General features: G+C 73.8%; 13 protein-coding genes. 2 read left to right on the plus strand and 11 right to left on the minus strand.

Features of this window, described 5'->3' with window-relative positions; translation table 11 throughout:
* Positions 1-126: 126 nt before the first annotated feature.
* Entirely contained in the window at positions 127-618 is a 492-nt protein-coding gene (locus HNR68_RS01725; RefSeq protein WP_179716950.1) for a DUF3180 family protein, read from the minus strand.
* 97 nt (positions 619-715) lie between these two features.
* Between HNR68_RS01725 and HNR68_RS01730 the strand changes: the two genes are divergently transcribed.
* On the plus strand, positions 716-1,657 hold the full coding sequence (locus HNR68_RS01730; RefSeq protein WP_179716952.1) for a MerR family transcriptional regulator: 942 nt from the start codon (positions 716-718) through the stop codon (positions 1,655-1,657).
* Positions 1,658-1,977: 320 nt separating this feature from the next.
* Here HNR68_RS01730 and folK read toward each other — a convergent pair whose 3' ends face one another.
* The 9 genes from folK to dacB all read right to left on the minus strand — a co-directional run bounded on the left by folK (position 1,978) and on the right by dacB (position 14,754).
* Positions 1,978-2,472, minus strand: a complete 495-nt coding sequence (gene folK / locus HNR68_RS01735; protein WP_179716954.1) for a 2-amino-4-hydroxy-6-hydroxymethyldihydropteridine diphosphokinase — start codon at positions 2,470-2,472, stop codon at positions 1,978-1,980.
* 46 nt (positions 2,473-2,518) lie between these two features.
* Entirely contained in the window at positions 2,519-2,908 is a 390-nt protein-coding gene (gene folB / locus HNR68_RS01740; protein WP_179716956.1) for a dihydroneopterin aldolase, read from the minus strand.
* Positions 2,901-3,749 (minus strand): dihydropteroate synthase, encoded by an 849-nt coding sequence (gene folP / locus HNR68_RS01745; protein ID WP_179716958.1) that lies wholly within the window; start codon positions 3,747-3,749, stop codon positions 2,901-2,903. Before folP ends, folB begins: the two co-directional genes overlap by 8 nt.
* Positions 3,749-4,363 (minus strand): GTP cyclohydrolase I FolE, encoded by a 615-nt coding sequence (folE, locus tag HNR68_RS01750; protein WP_343050437.1) that lies wholly within the window; start codon positions 4,361-4,363, stop codon positions 3,749-3,751. Before folE ends, folP begins: the two co-directional genes overlap by 1 nt.
* 69 nt (positions 4,364-4,432) lie before the next feature.
* Positions 4,433-6,769 carry an ATP-dependent zinc metalloprotease FtsH gene (gene ftsH / locus HNR68_RS01755; RefSeq protein WP_179716962.1) on the minus strand — a complete coding sequence of 779 codons (2,337 nt, stop codon included), beginning with the start codon at positions 6,767-6,769 and terminating at the stop codon, positions 4,433-4,435.
* 220 nt (positions 6,770-6,989) lie between these two features.
* Positions 6,990-7,544 carry a hypoxanthine phosphoribosyltransferase gene (gene hpt / locus HNR68_RS01760; protein WP_179716964.1) on the minus strand — a complete coding sequence of 185 codons (555 nt, stop codon included), beginning with the start codon at positions 7,542-7,544 and terminating at the stop codon, positions 6,990-6,992.
* A 68-nt stretch (positions 7,545-7,612) separates the two neighbouring features.
* Positions 7,613-8,599, minus strand: coding sequence for a tRNA lysidine(34) synthetase TilS (gene tilS / locus HNR68_RS01765; protein ID WP_179716966.1), 987 nt, complete (start codon positions 8,597-8,599; stop codon positions 7,613-7,615).
* Between the two features lie 46 nt (positions 8,600-8,645).
* Entirely contained in the window at positions 8,646-9,761 is a 1,116-nt protein-coding gene (locus tag HNR68_RS01770) for a zinc-dependent metalloprotease (RefSeq protein WP_179716968.1), read from the minus strand.
* A gap of 58 nt (positions 9,762-9,819) precedes the next feature.
* Positions 9,820-14,754: a D-alanyl-D-alanine carboxypeptidase/D-alanyl-D-alanine endopeptidase gene (dacB, locus tag HNR68_RS27335; RefSeq protein ID WP_179716971.1), complete on the minus strand. Its 4,935-nt coding sequence runs from the start codon at positions 14,752-14,754 to the stop codon at positions 9,820-9,822.
* 146 nt (positions 14,755-14,900) lie between these two features.
* Here dacB and HNR68_RS01780 point away from each other — a divergent pair, with 146 nt between their 5' ends.
* Entirely contained in the window at positions 14,901-15,389 is a 489-nt protein-coding gene (locus HNR68_RS01780) for an inorganic diphosphatase (RefSeq protein ID WP_179716973.1), read from the plus strand.
* A 273-nt stretch (positions 15,390-15,662) separates the two neighbouring features.
* Here the strand turns inward: HNR68_RS01780 and HNR68_RS01785 are convergent, their stop codons facing one another.
* On the minus strand, positions 15,663-17,276 hold the full coding sequence (locus HNR68_RS01785; protein ID WP_179716975.1) for an MDR family MFS transporter: 1,614 nt from the start codon (positions 17,274-17,276) through the stop codon (positions 15,663-15,665).
* Between the last annotated feature and the right edge of the window lie 147 nt (positions 17,277-17,423).

Genomic DNA, 17,423 nt, shown 5'->3' on the forward strand with positions numbered 1-17,423 from the left:
GTTTGCCCCTGGTGGCCCACACCGCGCACACCCGAACGGCCGCTCCCCGCCTGCTCTCCGGCGCGGCCGACGCCGAAAACGCTTGCCGCGCAAGGAGGTCCAGCGAGCCCTCACGCGATCGGGCGGTCAGCTCTCGTCTTCGTCGCGGGGCTCGTCCGGCTCGTCCGGGTTGCGCAGGCAGTGCTCCAGCCAGAGGCCCGCCGCGATGAGCGCCGCCGCGCTGACCAACCCGATCACCGACGCGGTGATGTCGGACTGCGCCGCGAGCACGGTCCCCGCGATCGGCAGCAGGTAGGCGCCGAGGCCGATCCACACCCCGGCCATGATCGCGCCCGCCATCGACGAGGCCTTGGCCAGCGCGACCGCGCGCGCCGCCGTCGGCCCGTCCAGCGGCTCGGTGCCCGGCTTGCGCTTCACCCGCGGGCGCACGAGGAGCGCGAGGACCAGGTCCACGACCGCGATGAGCAGCAGCGTCGCCCCGGCCAGCAGCGGCAGCTGCGGCAGGTCACCGTAGCTGACCCGGACCAGCAGGAAGACCACGACCGCCGCGGCCACGCCACCGGTGATCAGCTGGCGGGGCTTGGTGAAGGAGAGGTGCTCTGCTTGTCGCGGTGCCACAGGTCCAGGATCGCACCCGGGTTCGCGGCGGCGAGTTCCGGGCGCGCCGCACGCGGGTCTTGAGTCTCCCCCGACGGGAAGGTCGAAGGTGGTCGACGTGGACGACACCCGCTACACGATCGGCGAACTGGCCCGCCGCACGGGCCTGAGCGTGAAGACGATCCGGTTCTACTCCGACACCGGCGTGGTGCCGCCCACCGACCGCACCGCGGCCGGGTACCGCTTGTACGACGTCACGGCGGTCAGCCGCCTGGAACTGGTGCGCACGCTCCGGGAGCTGGGGGCCGGGCTGGACGAGGTCAAGCGGGTGCTGGCCCGCGAGATGACGCTCGCGCAGCTGGCCGGCACCCACCTGGAGCTGCTGGAGCAGCAGATGCGCGTGCTGCGCACCCGGCGAGCCGTGCTGCGGGCGGTCGTGAAGGCCGACCGTTCGACCGAAGAGGTGAGACTGATGCAGGAACTGGCGACGATGTCCGACGAGGAGCGCAACCGGCTCATCGACGAGTTCTGGGACGAGGTCAGCGCGGACCTGGCGGTGACCCCGGGCTTCACCGAGTGGATGCGCTCGGCGAAGCCGAACCTGCCCGACGACCCGAGCACCGAGCAGCTGCAGGCCTGGATCGAGCTCGCCGAACTGGTGCAGGACCAGGACTTCCGCCGCGCGGTGCGGGCGCTGTACGAGGAGCACGCGCGGCGCCGCGAGGCCGGTGAGCAGATGGTCGGCCCGGAGACCGCGCCGAAGTGGTGGGCGATCACCGACGAGGCGAAGAGCGCTGCCGAGTCGGGTCTGGCGCCGGACGGCCCCGAGGGCGCCGCCCTGGCGGACCGGGTGATGGCGCTGGCCGGCGAGGAGTGGGGGCGGCCGGACTCGCCGGAGTTCCGCCGCGAGATGGCCGACCACTACGCCGAGGGGACCGACGAGCGGATGTCCCGCTACTGGGAACTGCTGGCGATCATGAACGACTGGCCGCGGCACCCGGTCACCACCGAGTCGGCCCGCTGGCTCGCCGAAGCCCTCCGCGCCTCCACCCACTCGTGAGCGCAGAAACCGCCCACAACCGGCTCCTCCACGCACGACCCCACTGAACGGCCCGGGGACCGGTCGTGAGTGCGAAAACCGGCTGGAACCGGCCTCCCCACTCACGACCCCGGTGACCAGGTCAGGGACCGGTCGTGAGTGCAGAAACCGCCCAGAACCGGCATTCGCACTCACAACCACGCTGAGCGGGTCCGATCCGGTCGTGAGTGCAGAAACCGGCTGGAACCGGCCTCCCCACTCACGACTGCGGTGAGCGGGTCGGGGGTGGTCGTGAGTGCGGAGGCCGGTTGGGACCGGTTTTCGCGCTCACGACCGCGGGGTCAGGTGAGGGTGAGGTCGGGGCGGAGGTGGACGTCGGCGATGTCGGCCGGGGGCAGGGCCTCCAGGAGGTCGGCCACCCGGCCGTGGCCGGGGAGCTCGGCGTCGGGGTCGATGGCCAGCCACGGGACGAGCACCGTCGCCCGGCTCGGCGTGCCCGGGTGCGGGAGCAGCAGCTCCGGGTCCTCGCTGCGGACGTCGTCCACGGTGACCACGTCGACGTCCAGGGTGCGCGGGCCCCAGCGCTGCTCGCGCACCCGCTCCGCCTGCTGCTCCAGCCGCTGCCCGCGGCGCAGCCAGCCCCACGCGTCCACGTCCGGGGACTCGACGACGATCACCGCGTTGAGGAAGTCCGGCTGGTCGGTGACGCCCCACGGTGCGGTCTCGTACACCGGCGACGCCGCGACCAGCACGTCGGCGAACCCGGACACGGCGAGCCGGAGGTGGCCGAGCCGGTCCCCGAGGTTGGACCCCAGCGACAGCACCGCCCTGCTCATCTCGCCTCCTCAGCCCGGCCCCACGACGGGGGCTGCCACTTGCGACCTACGCCGGGACCGCCTTGCCGCGGCCACCGCGGCGGGACCGGCGGATGGTCACCGCCACGTCCGCGAACTCCAGCGGGATCGGCGCGTTCGGCTTGTGGATGGTGACCTCGGCGGCGTGCACCCGCTCGTCGGTCATCACGTCGTCGGCGATCTCGCCCGCCACGGCCTCGATGAGGTCCTTCGGCGGCCCGGCCACGATCGCCGCCGCGCGCTCGGCCAGCTCCCCGTAGTGCAGGGTCTTGGCCAGGTCGTCGCTGGTCGCGGCCTCGCCGAGGTCGATCCAGACGGTGATGTCGACGAGGAAGTCCTGGCCGTCGCGCTTCTCGTGGTCGAAGACGCCGTGGTGGCCGCGCACCTTCAGGCCGGTCAGCGTGATCCGGTCAGCCACCGAACTCCCCTCCGCTGCGCCACGCCGCGGTGACCGCGACGGCGTCCAACGACCGCCGCACGTCGTGCACCCGGACTCCCCACGCCCCGCGGTCGGCGGCCAGCGCCGAGACCACCGCGGTGGCCGTCTCGCGCCCGGCGGGCGGGCGCGGGTCGCCCTCGCCGTCGGCCAGCAGCCGGCCGAGGAAGCGCTTGCGCGAGGCGCCGACCAGCACCGGGAAGCCCAGGTCGACGAAGACGTCCAGCCGTTGCAGCAGCTGCCAGTCGTGCCGCCCGGTCTTGGCGAAGCCCAGCCCCGGGTCCAGCACGACGGCGTCCTCCGCGACCCCGGCCCGCAGCGCCACGTCGACCTGCCGCAGCAGCTCGTCGCGCACCTCCGCCACCACGTCGGAGTACGTGGCGAGGCTGTTCATGTCCTTGCTGTGACCGCGCCAGTGCATCAGCACCCACGGCAGCCCGGTGTCGGCGGCCACGTGCACCATGTCCGGGTCGGCCAGCCCGCCGGACACGTCGTTGATCACCGCCGCCCCGGCCTCCGCGGTGGCCGCGGCGACCTTCGCGCGGGTGGTGTCCACGCTGACCGGCACGCCCGCCGCGACGAGCTCGCGGACCACGGGCAGCACCCGGGCGATCTCGGTGCCGGCGTCGACGCGGTCCGCGCCCGGCCGGGTCGACTCCCCGCCGACGTCGATGATGTCCGCGCCCATCCGGTGCATCTCCACGCCGTGCGCGATGGCCGCGTCGCGGTCCAGGTAGCGCCCGCCGTCGGAGAACGAGTCCGGCGTCACGTTCAGCACGCCCATCACCGCGCAGCGCGGCGGGTTCGGCAACCGCGGGTGCATCAGCGTCCCCTGATCAGCGACAACGCCTCGGCGCGCGAGGACGCCGAGCTGCGGAACAGGCCGCGCACGGCCGACGTCGTGGTGGTGGACCCGGCCTTGCGCACCCCGCGCATGCCCATGCACAGGTGCTCGGCCTCGATCACCACGATCACCCCGCGCGGCTCCAGCCGGCGCACCAGGGCGTCGGCGACCTGCGAGGTCAGCCGCTCCTGCACCTGCGGCCGCCGGGCGTACAGGTCGACCAGCCGCGCGAGCTTGGACAGGCCGGTCACCCGGCCCTGCTCGTTCGGGATGTAGCCGACGTGCGCGATGCCGTGGAACGGCAGCAGGTGGTGCTCGCACTGCGAGTACACCGGGATGTCGCGGACCAGGACGAGCTCCTCGTGGGCCTCGTCGAAGGTCTTGTCCAGGACCTCGTCCGGGTTGGTGTAGAGCCCGGCGAACAGCTCGCGGTAGGCGCGGGCGACGCGCGCCGGGGTGTCCCGCAGGCCTTCGCGCTCCGGGTCCTCACCGGCGGCGAGCAGGAGCTCCCGCACCGCGTTCTCGGCGCGCTCCTGGTCGAACTGGGGCACGTGGGGAGAGCCGTCGGGGCGGGCGTCGACTCCCGCCCCGATCGGCTCGTCGACCGGACTGGTCAATTCGTCGTTCCTCCACTGGCTGGGTCGCCCTGCGGCGAACCAGCATCAGCGGCTCTGGTTGCCGCTGCCGTTGTCCTGCGCGGAGTCCGGGCCCTCCGGCCGGTCCTCGGACTGCTGCTCGCCGTGCTCCGGCGTCGTCGGGTGCTCGGCCTGCTGCGGGCCGCGCTCCCAGGACGGCGTCCAGTTGTACTGGCCGCCGGAGTACTGCGAGGAGCCCGACGGCGTGGTCGCCGGGGTCCAGCCGGGCGGGGCGCCGTAGTTCGGCGGCACCGCCTGCGGCGCCTGGCTGGACTGGCCGTACTGGCCGGGCTGCTGCTGCGGCTGCTGGATCTGCACCGTGCCCTGGCCGGCACCGGCGCCGGCCGGCTCCTGCTGGCCGTAGCCCGGCGCAGCGCCGTTCTGGTTGGCCACCGGGGTCGGCGTCGGGGTCGGCTCCTCCTTGACCGGGGGCCACGGCTCGCCGCGCTCCTTGGCCAGCTCACCGGGGGTCTTGATCGGCGGCTTGTCCGACGGCGTGCGCCCACCGAAGTCGTTGAACGCGGTGATCCTGGGCCGCTTCTCCACGCGGGCGAAGATCCGCTCCAGGTCCTTGCGGTTCAGCGTCTCCTTCTCGATGAGCTCCAGCACGAGGTCGTCGAGCACGTCGCGGTAGGTGTTGAGCACCTCCCACGCCTCGGTGTGCGCGGCCTCGATGAGGCGCCGCACCTCCTCGTCGATCTCGTGCGCGACCTCCAGCGAGTAGTTCGGCTGCTGGCCGGCGGTGCGACCGAGGAACGGGTCGCCCTCCTCCTTGCCGTACTTGACCGCGCCGAGGCGGGCGGTCATGCCGTACTCGGTGACCATCGCGCGGGCGATCTTGGTGGCCTGCTCGATGTCGCTGGAGGCGCCGGTGGTCGGCTCGTGGAAGACCAGCTCCTCGGCGGAGCGACCGCCCAGCGCGAACACCAGCCGGGCGATCATCTCCGAGCGGGTCATCATGTCCTTGTCGTCCTCGGGGACGACGAGCGCGTGCCCGCCGGTGCGGCCGCGCGGCAGGATCGTGAGCTTGTAGACCGGCTCCAGGTCGGGCATCGCCCACGCGGCGAGGGCGTGGCCGCCCTCGTGGTAGGCGGTGATCTTCTTGTCCCGCTCCGAGATGATCTTGCTCTTCCGGCGCGGGCCGCCGACCACCCGGTCGACCGCCTCCTCCAGCGCCGCGGCGGTGATCAGCTGGCCGTTCTCGCGCGCGGTGAGCAGCGCGGCCTCGTTGATCACGTTCTCCAGGTCGGCGCCGGAGAAGCCGACGGTGCGCTTGGCCAGGCTCTCCAGGTCGACGTCCTGGGCCAGCGGCTTGCCCTTGGAGTGCACGCCCAGGATCGCGCGGCGGCCGCGCAGGTCGGGCGCGGACACCGGGATCTGCCGGTCGAAGCGGCCCGGGCGCAGCAGCGCCGGGTCGAGGATGTCCGGGCGGTTGGTGGCGGCGATGAGGATGATGCCGCCGCGGGAGTCGAAGCCGTCCATCTCGACCAGCAGCTGGTTGAGGGTCTGCTCCCGCTCGTCGTGCCCGCCGCCGAGGCCGGCGCCGCGCTGGCGGCCGACCGCGTCGATCTCGTCGACGAAGATGATGCACGGCGCGTTCTGCTTGGCCTGCTCGAACAGATCGCGCACGCGGGAGGCGCCGACACCGACGAACATCTCGACGAAGTCGGAACCGGAGATCGAGTAGAACGGCACCCCGGCCTCACCGGCGACCGCGCGCGCCAGCAGCGTCTTGCCGGTGCCGGGTGGGCCGTAGAGCAGCACGCCCTTGGGGATCTTCGCCCCGAGCGCCTGGTAGCGGCCGGGGTTCTGCAGGAAGTCCTTGATCTCGTGCAGCTCCTCGACGGCCTCGTCGGCGCCCGCGACGTCGGCGAACAACGTCTTGGGCATGTCCTTGGTCAGCTGCTTGGCCTTGGACTTGCCGAAGTTCAGGACGCGGTTGCCGCCGCCCTGGACGTTGTTCATCATCCACATCAGCAGCAGCACGAGCAGACCGATGGGCACCAGGTAGAACAGCATCTGCACCCAGAACGAGTCCTGGGAGACCTTGGTGTTCCAGGTCGGCACGTGGGCGTTGCGGATCTCGTCGACCACCTGGTCGGTGGCCCCCGCCGGGTACTGCGCGATCAGCTGGTTGCTGCCGTCGAAGCTCTGGCCGTCGTTCAGGGTCAGGCGGACCCGCTGCTCCTTGTCCTCGATGGTCGCTTCTTTGACCTTGCCCTGAGCGATCTGCTCGAGTGCCTGCGACGTGGAGACCTCGCGGTACGCGCGCGTCTCGTCGAAGAGCACGTTGAAGGACATGATCAGCAGAAATGCGACGAGGATCCACAGCAGCGGATTCCGGAGCAGGCGCTTTCGGTCCATTCACTTGCGGCCGACGGGCGGCCTCGACCCTCCCTGACTGTCACTTCGGGCGACGGCTGTTCGGCAGACACACTTCATCGTCGCCGTCAACCCCTTCAGACCAGCGTACCGGCCGACGTGCGGGCCCGACCACGCCGAGCCCGGCACAGGGCGACCAGCGTATCCGGTCGGCCCGCCGCCATGGGGCTGGAGGGTCGAACCGGACACCGCCCGGGGCACCTCAGACGCCCGAGGTGTAGACCTTGGGGTCCAGCGTGCCGATGTAGGGCAGATCACGGTACCGCTCGGCGTAGTCCAGGCCGTAGCCGACCACGAACTCGTTCGGGATGTCGAAGCCGACGTACTTCACCGGCACCTCGACCTGCACCGCGTCCGGCTTGCGCAGCAGCGTGCACACCTCCAGCGAGGCCGGGTTGCGCGAGCTGAGGTTCTTCAGCAGCCAGGACAGCGTCAGGCCCGAGTCGATGATGTCCTCGACGATGAGCACGTGCCGGTCGGCGATGTCGCGGTCCAGGTCCTTGAGGATGCGCACCACACCGGAGGAGGAGGTCGACGAGCCGTACGAGCTGACCGCCATGAACTCCAGCTGCGCGGGCTGCGGCAAGGCCCGCGCGAAATCGGTCATGAACATGACCGCACCCTTGAGCACACCCACCAGCAAGAGGTCCCCGGCAGCCTGCTGGTAGTCCTCGTCGACCTGCTTGGCCAGCTCGGTGACCTTGTCCTTGATCTGCTGCTCGCTGATGAGCACGGATGCGATGTCGCCGTCGTACACGGCCCGGATTCCCCTCTTCGTCGGATCGGTTTCCCCCCGGGTGCTGCGCGCGCCCCAGCCTCGACAAGTCAGCCGTTCGGCGGCTTGCGACCCGCCGCTTCGACTTGCAGCGTGCCATGCGCGCGGCGGAGCACAAAGTCACCCGGCAACGCCGGGCCGCCCTGCCCGCGCCAGTCCGACAGCAGCGCATCGGCCGCGCGCAGGTGCGCGTCGGTGAGCTCCGGAACGCCCCGCTCGAGCAGCCAGTCCTTCACCACCCGCCGCCGCAGCGCCGCCGGTTTTTCCCGCAGTGCCAAGGCATCCAGCCCTTCCCCGACCTCGACCCGGCGACGTTCCGCCGCAGCCAGCTCGTCCAGCGCGTCGGCGTCCTCCCGCAGCTGCTGGGCAGTCCGGGCCAACGCCTCGTGAACGCCACCTTGCAGCACGTCTTCCATCAGCGGAAGAACTTGTGTGCGCAACCGCACACGGGTGAAGCGCTCGTCGGCGTTGTGCGGGTCCCGCCAGGGTTCGAGGCCGAGCTCGCGGCACGCCGCCTCGGTGGTCGCCCGGCGCACGTCCAGGAACGGCCGGGCCCACGGCGGGTCCAGCGGCCGCATGCCCGCGATCGACCGCGCGCCGGAGCCGCGGCCGAGCCCGAGCAGCACGGTCTCGGCCTGGTCGTCGAGGGTGTGGCCGAGCAGGACCAGGGAGCCGGGCGGCCGGCGTTCGCGCAGCGCCCGGTAGCGCGCGCGACGCGCGGCGGCCTCCAGACCACCGGAGCCCTCGACCCGGACCCGGACCACCTCGGCGTCGGCCCCGAGCGCGGCGAGCTGGTCCGCGGCGCGCGCGGCGACCTCGGCGGAGGTGTCCTGCAGCCCGTGGTCCACCACCAGTCCGCGCAGCTCGACGCCGGTGCGGCGGGCGACGTGCGCGGCGGCCGCGGCGAGCGCCAGGGAGTCGGCGCCGCCGGAGCACGCGACGACCAGCGGAGCGCCCCGGAACGGCGCGGCCTCCGGGGAGCTGAGCAGGCGCCGGACGGCGCTGCGCACAGCACTGACGGCGGGAGGCGGCGGCACCCCGCCATTCTCCCCGCACGCGCACGCGCGGAGGACGGCACCTCGGTCAGCCGTGGACGCGGCGGATCCAGCGGGCGGGGTCGGAGATCTCGGCGCGGGTCGGCAGGTTCTCGGGGGCGGCCCAGACGGCGTTGAAGCCGGTCATGCCCACCTCGTCCACCACGCGGCGGGTGAACGCCGCGCCCTGCGCGTACTGCCGGATCTTGGCGTCCACGCCCAGCAGGCTGCGGAGCAGGCGGTCGAGCAGGCCGCCGCCCTTGCGGCGCTCGGTGAAGCGGCTGCGGATCGTCGCCACGCTCGGCACCACCTGCGGGCCCACCGCGTCCATCACGTGGTCGGCGTGGCCCTCCAGCAGGGTGGAGATCGCGATGATCCGGTCCAGCGCGTGCCGTTGCTCGGGCGTCTGCAGCAGCTCGATCACGCCGAGCACGCCGGGGCTGGAGTCCTCGGAGCGGGACCGGGCCTCGCGCAGCACGGCGGGGAACCGGCCCAGCAGCTCACCGGTGGTGCCCTCCATCTCCGACAGGAGGACGCCGAGGCTCTCGGTGAAGTGCTCGCGCAGCCACGGCACCGCGTTGAACTGCAGGCGGTGGGTGGACTCGTGCAGGCACACCCACATCGCGAAGTCCTCGGCGGGCACGCCCAGGGAGCGCTGCGCCGCGACGATGTTCGGCGCCACCAGCAGCAGGCGACCGCGCTGGCCGGCGACCCCGGAGTCGCCGTACGGGTCGAACTGGCCCAGCACCTTGCCCCCGAGGTAGGCGAGCACGAGCCCGGCCTGCACCCCGGCGCCGCGCGCGGTGAGCCCGCCGAAGAGGTCGTCGACGCGCTGCGTCCGGGCGTCCGCCGAGGTCAGCGCGGCCTCGGTCAGGGCAGCGAGGCCGTCGGCCGCGCCGCGCACCCAGGACGGCCGGTCCACGACGTCGCCCGCGATGATCGGCAGGTCCTGGCCGAGGCCGGTGAGCTCTCGGACGTGGGTCTCGGCTTCGACGCTGAACTGCCGCAGGGCGCGGACCGCCTGCTCGGCCTCGGCGCGTGGCACGTCGGGACCCGGCTTCATCAGCCGGACGGCGGTGGCGACGGCGATGTTCCAGTCCAGCGCCCGATGCTCCCCGGCCGTGCCCCGGACCGGGGCCGGCAGGGTGGAAGGTCGGGCGTTCACACGAACGACCGTACCCGCTGCCCCCCGCCCTGTCTCTGCGCTCGTCCCGCTGGACCGGTCAGCGGCAGCCGCAGCCGCGCAGGGCTTCGGTGACCGCGTCCAGCGCCTTGCGGCCCTCCTCCGCCGAGCTCGGGCCGTTCGACATCAGCGCGAACACCAGCAACCGGCCGTCCTTCGTCACGACCGTGCCCGCGAGGCTGTTGACGCCGTCCAGGGTGCCGGTCTTGGCCCGGACCCAGCCGCGGCCCGCGTTGTCGTCGTAGCGGTCCTGCAGGCTGCCGGTCCCGCCGGCCACCGGCAGGCCGGTGAGCAGCCCGCGCAGCTTGGCCGCGTCCGGCTCCAGCCCGCCCTCCGGGCTGGCCGGGGTGGAGCCCTTGCTCAGCAGCTGGGCGAGCAGCTTCGGGGTGGCCCGGTCGTCCACGGACAACCCGCTGCCGTCGGACATGGTGGTCCCGGTGAGGTCGAAGCCGTGCTTGGCCAGCACGCCGCGGACCGCCTTCCACGACCCCGCGAAGGACGGGTCCCCGCCGGTGGCGATGGCGACCTCGCGCGCGAGGACCTCGGCGAGCATGTTGTCCGAGTGCAGCATCGCGGTGTCCACCATCTGCTGCACCGTCGGCCCCTGGACCTGGCCCAGCACCTGCGCGCCCGGCGGCGCGGTGCCCTTCGAGACGTGCGTGGCGCCGAGCCCGGCGGCGAGCCGCTGCGCGGCCTGCAGCGCCGGTTCGGTGGTCCGCGGGCTGTAGTCGACCTTCGGGTCGTTCCGGCCGCCGTTGAGCATGACCGGCTCCATCGGCGCCATCATCCCGGCGCCGACGTCCGACGGCAGCCAGCCCGGCGCGAGGGTCGGCCCGGTGTACCGGCTGGTGTCGACCTGCACCGAGGTGACGGTCCCGCCGGTCGCGGCCCGCACCTGGGCGACCAGGTCGTCGAACCGGGCGGCCCCCGGGTACACCGACTCCTCGCCGGGCGGCAGCGTGGACAGCGTCACGTCGCCGCCACCGACCAGGACCACGCTGCCCGGCTCGCGACCGCGCACCACCTTGGTGGTCAGCCGGTGGTCGTGGTCGAGCACCAGCAGCGCGGCGCTCATCGCGAGCAGCTTGCCGGTCGAGGCCGGGACCAGCGGTTGCGTGGCGCCCTGCTCCCACAGCACCTCGCCGGTCCGCGGGTCCTGCACGATCCCGGCGAGGGTGCCCAGCGCGGGGTTGCTGAGCGGCCCGGCGAGGGCCGCGTCGAGCCCGGCCCGGGTGGGTTGCGGCGCGTTCGGGGCCAGCGGCTTGATCGCCGGGGTGAGCCGGACGGGCGGCGGCGGGTCGGCGACCTGCGCCTGCACGATCGCGTCGACCAGCTTCGGCCCGAGGCCGATGCCCGCGCCGAGCAGCACCACGACCACCGCCGCGAGCGCGACGAGCGACGTGCGGCTGCGCTTCGGCGGCGCGGGCCGGTCGGTGCCCGGCGGGATGTGCTGCGGCTCCGCCCGCTCCGGGGCGGCGAACCGCCCCGGTGGGGCGCCGGCCGGCTCGATGCGCTGGGGCTGCGCCCGCGTCGTGGTGAGCCCGGCGAAGTCCTCCGGGGAGGCGGTGGGCGGGCCGGAGCGCCGCGGCGGCGCGCCCTGGTCCGCCGGAGTGCCCAGCCCGGCGAAGTCGGCCGGGGACGCGGCGGGCGGGGGCGCGTCCTGGCCCGTCGGGGACGCCGGCGGAGCGCCCAGCCCCGCGAAGTCCGCCGGAGCGGCCGGGGCGGTCATCCCCACGAAGTCGGCGGCGGTCGCCGGGCGCGGGCCGTCGAAGTCCGGGCGCGCGAACTGCTGGGTCTCCTCGGCGGGCTCGGTCGGCGGCACCACCGGGATCTGCTGCGTCGCCGGCCCCGAGTCGGTGTCCGGTCCGGAGCCGGTGGCGGCCCGGAGCTCGGAGAGGTCGATCCGGGTGGTCTTCTCGACCTCCTCCTCAGCAGGCACCTCCTGCCGGGTGGCCTCGACCGCCTGCTCCGCGGGGTCCGCCGGGATCCGCGGGATCTGCTGGGTGGCGTCGATCCGCTGCTCCGGCAGCACGGCACCGTCGCCCGCCGGCGGCACGTCGGTGATCGGCCGGAACTGCTGCGTCTGCTCCACCGCGGTCGGCGGCGGAGCCACCTGCCCCTCGGGCGCGGACGGCTGCGCACCGGCGGTCTCCGGCGCGTCCTCGGCTGCCGGGGCACCACCGTCGTCCGCGCGCTCGGCGGCGGGCTCCTCAGCCGCGGTCGGCTCGGCGGCGGTCGGCTCGGTCGAGGTGGGCTCGGCAGCGGGCGCCGGCTCCGCCGAGGTGGGCTTCTCAGCCGGGGTCGACTCCGCTGCGGTTCGCTCCGGGGTGGGCTCCCCCGCGGCCCGCTCGGCCGGAGTCGGCGCGGCCGGTGCTGGCTCCCCCTCGGCGGTCGGCTCCGCCTCGGCCGCCTCAGTGGGGGTCGGCTCAGCGGGGGCCGACTCGACCGAGCTGGACTCGGCCGAGGCCTGCTCCTCCGCGGCGGGAGCCGTCTCGCCCTCGGCCGGCGTCGGCTCGGTCCTGATGGGCTTGGTCGGTGCTGCCTCACCCTTGGCCGGCTCGGCTGGGGTCGGCCGCGCCTCGACCGGCTCGGTCGCCGCCGACTCAGCCGCAGTCCGCTCGGCCGGAGCGGACTCGGGCTGGGTGGGTCCAGCCTGCGCCGACTCAGCCGGAGCCGGCCCGGCCTGGCTCGGCTCGACCTGGGGCGGCTCGGTCGGTGCCTCACCCGGTCCGGCTGGAGCCTCGGCCTGGGCCGCTCCGGCCGGAGCTGACCGCCCCTCGACCGAGGACGGATCCTCCTCGACCTGGGGCGACTCGGCCGAGGCTCGCTCGACCTGGGGCGACTCAGCCGGGCTCGGCTCGGCGGACGGCTGCGGCGCGGGCTGCTCGCCGCTCGGCGCCGCCTGCTCCTCCGGCGCGGCCGCTCCGGCCGGGGTCTCCTGCTCAGCGGCGTCGGCAGCGCTCGACTCCGGCGCAGCCTGCTGCTCCTCGGAAGCGCTGGGAGCAGGGGCCTGCTCAGCGGGTCCCGCTTCCGCCGACCGATCCGCCTCGTCGGCGGCCTGCGCAGCTGCACTGGCAGGCGCGGCGGAGGGCTCGTCCTCGCCCTCCGAGCTGTCGGAGGCCCGCTCGGCTCCGACCTGTCCGTCGCCGTGGTCGTCGCCCTGCGCCGGAGCCTGGTCGCGGTCCTGCTCCGCACCGGCGGCCTGGTCCTGCGCTGCTCCGGAGGCCCGGTCCTCGGCGGCCCCCTCCTCGTCGGCCCGGGTCAGGCGCTGCTGCGCAGCAGGGTCGCGGTCGACGGTGCCCCGTGCGGACGCCCCGGTCTCCGCAGCCTCCGCGGGCGCGCTGGGCGTCCCGCCTCCGGAGCTCTCCGCCCCGTCCCGCTCGACCGAGCCTCCCGAGGCCGCAGACCCGTCGGCTCGCGCACCAGCGGCGTCACCGTCCTGCGCGGCGGCAGCCGCACCGCCGCCACCAGCGACGGCAGCACCTCCGCCCTGGTCACCCGGGGCTTCCCCAGCCCCGGCCTGCGGCTGCGCGCCAGGGCCACCGCTGGTGCCAGCCGCGCGCTCCCCGACAGGCTCGCTCGACGGGGCCTCCGTCCCGGAGCGAGCCGGGGCCTGGTCTCCAGAGCCGGAGCCGCTGCCCGCCCCAGCCTCGCGCTCGTCGGCCTGGCTGCTCGACGCAGCCTCGGCCCCGGAGGCAGCCTGCGCCTGCGCGCCGGAACCGGCGTCACCGCTGGTGCCAGTCGGGCGCTCCTCGGCCTGGCCGCTCGACGCAGCCTCGGCTCCGGCCCGTGCCTGCGCGCCGGAGCGGGAGTCGCCGCCGGCCCCAGCCGCGCGCTCTCCTCCCTGACCAGCGGCGGTCTCGGGCTCGGACGCGGCCTGCGCCTGCCCGTCGGAACGGGAGTCGCTGCCGGCCGCAGCCGCGCGCTCCGCTCCCTGGTCGTCCGATCCGGCTTCGCTGCTCGACCCGGCCGCGTGACCTCCGGCCTGACCTTCGTCCGCCGACGCGGTGTCGGGCTCGTTCGCGGCGGCCGCCTGCTCGGTGTCCGAGGTCGTCCGCTGGTCCTCCTGGCTGCCGCTGCTCGCGGACGTCGAGGGTTCGCCCTGGTCGGCAGCACTGTCGGCGGCCTCGCCTGCCGCCGCGCCACCGTCCTGCGCGGACTCCGGCGCAGCGCTCTCCGCCGGGTCGGCAGTGCCGTCTGCGGTCCCGCTCCCAGCAGCCGCCGGAGCGCTGCCGCCCTCCGCTGCTGAGCCGCCGTCGTTGGTGCCCGCCGCAGCCGAGGCCTCGGCTGCGCGTGCGTCCACCTCGGCCGCGCCGGCCTCCGTCGACGCGGAGTCCCGGGCCGCAGTGCCCGCACCGGAAGCCGGGCCCCCAGCGGCCTTCTTGGCCGGGGCCGAGCTCCCCTCGGCCGCGACCGCACCTCCAGCGGAGCTCTCGGCCGGGTCCTCCCCAGCACTCCCGGCCGGGGGTGTCTCCGCGGCACCGTCCTCGGCCGGGGCCGAGCCGGCGGCCTCGCCGACTTCGGACGACACGGCGTCGGCCCCCGCCTGACCGTCCCCGGCCGGGGCCGAGTCCTGCACCAGGCTGCCCGCGACGCGCTTCGAGGCGCTGGCGCCGCTGCCCTGCTCCGCGCGGTCGGCGGTCTGCGACCGGGCCGTCTCCGCGTCCCCGGCGCCGTCGCTGTGCGCCTCCGGGTCGCGCAGCGCGCCCGACACGCGCTTCGTCACCGAGCCCGTGCGCGCGGTCCCCGCGCCGTCGACCGCACCGGGCTGCGCAGCGCTGTCCTCCGTCGCTGCGTCGGCGTCCGCGGTGCGGTCGGTCTCGGGTGGGGTGGCGTCCGATGCCTCCGGGGCGGGGGCGTCCGCAGGCCGGTTCGGTGCCGACGCAGCGGTCCGGCTGGCGCTCTCGCTGTCCGGCGACACCGCCCGAGCGCCGGTTTCGACCACCTCACCCCGGTTGTTCTGGGGTTCGGGCACGTGCTCCTCCTCGACAGATCGCCAGCCTGCCAGATTGCGAGCTCCCGCACTGCGGTGGGGCTCGGTGCGCTGCCGTGGTCCACACTAGACGTGGCCGCGCGCCGGAGCGGGCGGCTGCATCCGACGCAAGACGAGTGAGGAACCGCGTGGACTTCGACGTCACGATCGAGATCCCCAAGGGGAACCGGAACAAGTACGAGGTGGACCACGAGACGGGGCGCATCCGTCTCGACCGGACGCTGTTCACCGCCACCCAGTACCCGGCCGACTACGGGTTCATCGAGGACACCCTCGGCGAGGACGGCGACCCGTTGGACGCGCTGGTGCTGGTCCAGGAGCCGACCTTCCCCGGCTGCCTGATCAAGTCGCGGGCCATCGGCATGTTCCGGATGCGGGACGAGAAGGGCGGCGACGACAAGGTCATCTGCGTGCCCTCGGACGACCCGCGGCAGGAGCACCTGCGCGACATCCACCACCTCGCCGAGTTCTACAAGCTCGAGATCCAGCACTTCTTCGAGGTGTACAAGGACTTGGAGCCCGGCAAGAGCGTGGAGGGTGCGACGTGGGTCGGCCGCACCGAGGCCGAAGCGGAGATCGAGCGCTCGTACCAGCGGGCCAAGGAGCAGGGCCACTGACGCCCAGCACCGAGAGCGAGCCCTCCCCGCGACCGCGCGAGGGAGGGCTTTGTCTTCCCCCAGCGCCCAGTTGTCCACAGACTTGGGGACAACTGGGCGTTCCTGTGGACAACCCTGTGGACAGCACCACGGGCCGGTGGGTGCGCGGCAGCGGCTGGACCACCGCCGCGCCCCACCCACGCCCGGCCGGCGGACGACAGCTCCTGGACCGCCGCTGGTGCCGAGAGTCCTGCCTGCGACCGGGTGCGCCCCGGGTGACGCGCCTGCCCCGGGTCAGTCGAGGCGGACGTTGCGGAGCAGCCAGGTCAGCGCGAAGGCGACCACCATCACGCAGCCCCCGGTGATGAACACGGTGCTCATCGAGTCCGCGAAGCCCTCCAGGACCGGGTGGGCCAGGCGCGGGTCCAGGTGGTGCAGGAACGACGTGTCGTTGAGGTCCATCGGCTGCCCGTCGCGCACCGCCTCCAGGTAGGGCCGGGTCACCGGGTCGTTGCGCACCGCCGGGTCCTTGAGCGCCGCGAGGAACTCCGGCGAGGACGCCGCCGCGCGCATCGCGGTCCCGATGTTGTCGCCGACCGTGCTGAACAGGATGGACAGCAGGGTCGCCGCGCCCACCGTGCCGCCGGTCTGCCGGAACAGGTTCACCGACCCGGTCGCCACGCCCAGGTCGCCCTGGGAGGCGTCGGTCTGCACCACCAGGGTCAGGGTCTGCATGAGCATGCCGAGGCCGGCGCCCATCACGAACGTGATCAGCCCCAGCGTGACCAGCGAGCTGTCCACCCCGATCCGGCTCAGCAGGAACAGCGAGACCGCCATCAGCGCCGTGCCGATGATGGGGAACGGCTTCAGCCGACCGGTGCGGGCGACCACCTTGCCCACCATGCCGCTGGTCGAGCCGATCCCGAGGGACATCGGCAGCAGCATCAGGCCCGCCTGCGTCGGGTCCAGGCCCTTGACGATCTGCAGGTACAGCGGCACGGTCGTCAGCCCGCCGAACATGCCGATGCCGACCAGGAAGTTGAGCGTGTTGCCCAGCCGGAACGACGGCAGGCGGAACAGCCGCAGCGGCAGCAGCGCCTCCGCCCCCATCCGGCGCTCGGCGAGCAGGAACAGCACCAGGCCCAGTGCCCCGATGCCGTACATGGTCAGCGACAGCGTCGAGCCCCAGCCCCACTCGCGGCCCTGCTCGGCCACGGTCAGCAGCGGCACGAGCGTCACGACCAGCGCCGCCGCGCCCAGGTAGTCGACGCGGTGCTGCACCCGCTCGCTGACGACGTTGAGCACCTTCGCCACGACGGCGACCGCGACCAGCCCGAACGGCAGGTTCACCAGGAACACCCAGCGCCAGCCGTCGACGCCCAGGAAGGTGTCCATGCCCGCGAACAGCCCGCCGATCACCGGGCCGATCACGCTGGCGATGCCGAACACCGCCATGAAGTAGCCCTGGTAGCGGCCGCGCTCCCGGGGCGGGACCATGTCCGAGACGATCGTCAGGCCCAGCGACATCAGACCGCCGGCGCCGAGGCCCTGCACCGCGCGGAAGGCGGCGAGCTGGTAGATCGAGCCGGCCAGGCCGCACAGCAGCGACCCGGCCAGGAACAGCGAGATGGCGGTCAGGTACAGCGGTTTCCGGCCGTAGATGTCCGAGAGCTTGCCGTACAGCGGCGTCGAGATGGTCGACGTGATCAGGTACGCGGTGGTGATCCACGCCTGCGCGGTCTGCCCGTGCAGCTCGTCGGCGATGACCCGGATCGCGGAGCTGACGATGGTCTGGTCGAGGGCGCCCAGGAACAGCCCCATCAGGAGACCGACCAGCACGGTCATGATCTGGCGCTGGCTGAGCGCGGGCTCGTCTGCCCGCGTCGTCTGCACAGCCTCTTCCGACATTGCTTCTCCTCGCGTGGAGCTGGTGCACGAGCCCGGTGGTGCGCCGTTCTCCCCAGGAACCGTTGCAGCGGCGCAACTACTGCACGGGGACAACATCCATCCCTCGATCGGGCGGGGCAACGCGAGGGTGCTGTGCGCTGGGACACG

The sequence above is a fragment of the Saccharopolyspora hordei genome (assembly GCF_013410345.1).
Classification (GTDB): Bacteria; Actinomycetota; Actinomycetes; order Mycobacteriales; family Pseudonocardiaceae; genus Saccharopolyspora; species Saccharopolyspora hordei.

Coding starts and splice junctions, on each gene's coding strand:
- folK (WP_179716954.1), bottom strand. CDS start 2,472: ATGAGCAGGGCGGTGCTGTCGCTGGGGTCCAACCTCGGGGACCGGCTC.
- HNR68_RS01785 (WP_179716975.1), bottom strand. CDS start 17,276: ATGTCGGAAGAGGCTGTGCAGACGACGCGGGCAGACGAGCCCGCGCTC.
- ftsH (WP_179716962.1), bottom strand. CDS start 6,769: ATGGACCGAAAGCGCCTGCTCCGGAATCCGCTGCTGTGGATCCTCGTC.
- folP (WP_179716958.1), bottom strand. CDS start 3,749: ATGCACCCGCGGTTGCCGAACCCGCCGCGCTGCGCGGTGATGGGCGTG.